The organism is Streptomyces termitum, from assembly GCF_014650175.1.
In the GTDB taxonomy this organism is placed as follows: Bacteria; Actinomycetota; Actinomycetes; order Streptomycetales; family Streptomycetaceae; genus Streptomyces; species Streptomyces termitum.
Genome location: NZ_BMUL01000042.1, coordinates 1 through 931 on the forward strand (window position 1 = coordinate 1; position 931 = coordinate 931).

The following is a 931-nucleotide window of genomic DNA, read 5'->3' on the forward strand; positions in this document are numbered from 1 at the left end:
ACGCCAATGTTCCTGATGTCAAGCAAGATCAAGTCACTTGGCGTCAAGATGGTCATCTCTGGTGAGGGTTCCGATGAGATTTTCGGAGGGTACCTCTACTTCCACAAGGCACCCAACAAAGAGGAGCTCCACCGTGAGACATGTCAAAAGATCAAAGCTCTGCATCAGTACGATTGCTTGAGGGCCAACAAGGCAACATCTGCATGGGGACTCGAAGCACGTGTGCCATTCCTGGACAAGGAGTTTATCAATGAGGCAATGAGCATAGATCCTGAGTGGAAGATGATCCGACCTGATCTTGGAAGAATTGAGAAGTGGGTGCTGAGGAAAGCATTTGATGACGAGGAGCAACCATTCCTGCCAAAGCACATTCTGTACAGGCAGAAAGAGCAGTTCAGTGATGGTGTTGGCTATAGCTGGATTGATGGCCTAAAGGCTCACGCAGAATCAAATGTGACCGATAAGATGATGTCAAATGCAAAGTTCATCTACCCGCACAACACCCCGACTACAAAAGAGGCCTACTGTTACAGGATGATATTTGAGAGGTTCTTCCCCCAGAACTCGGCGATCCTGACGGTGCCAGGCGGGCCAAGCGTTGCATGCAGCACGGCAAAGGCGGTAGAGTGGGATGCTCAGTGGTCGGGGAACCTGGATCCCTCAGGGAGAGCAGCACTTGGAGTCCATCTCTCGGCCTATGAACAGGAGCATCTCCCAGCAACCATCTTGACAGGAACCAGCAAGAAGCCGAGGATGATCGAGGTTGCAGCGCCTGGTGTCGCAATTGAGAGTTGATGGTGTCCTGTCCTGCTTGCCGTTTCTGATAAGAAATAAGATGTACCTGGTCTTGCCATTAGAGTGGTGCAGACCTAAGGTTTGAGTGAAGATTGTGCATTAATGTATCTATTGTTCTTATGAAATCGGAGACCGG

Annotated in this window: 1 protein-coding gene; it reads left to right on the forward strand. The window is 50.1% G+C overall.

Annotated features, from left to right (window positions below; genetic code table 11):
- The coding region (locus tag IE219_RS32695; RefSeq protein ID WP_189983723.1) for an asparagine synthase-related protein at positions 1 to 795 on the forward strand (795 nt) is incomplete at its 5' end.
- Between the last annotated feature and the right edge of the window lie 136 nt (positions 796 to 931).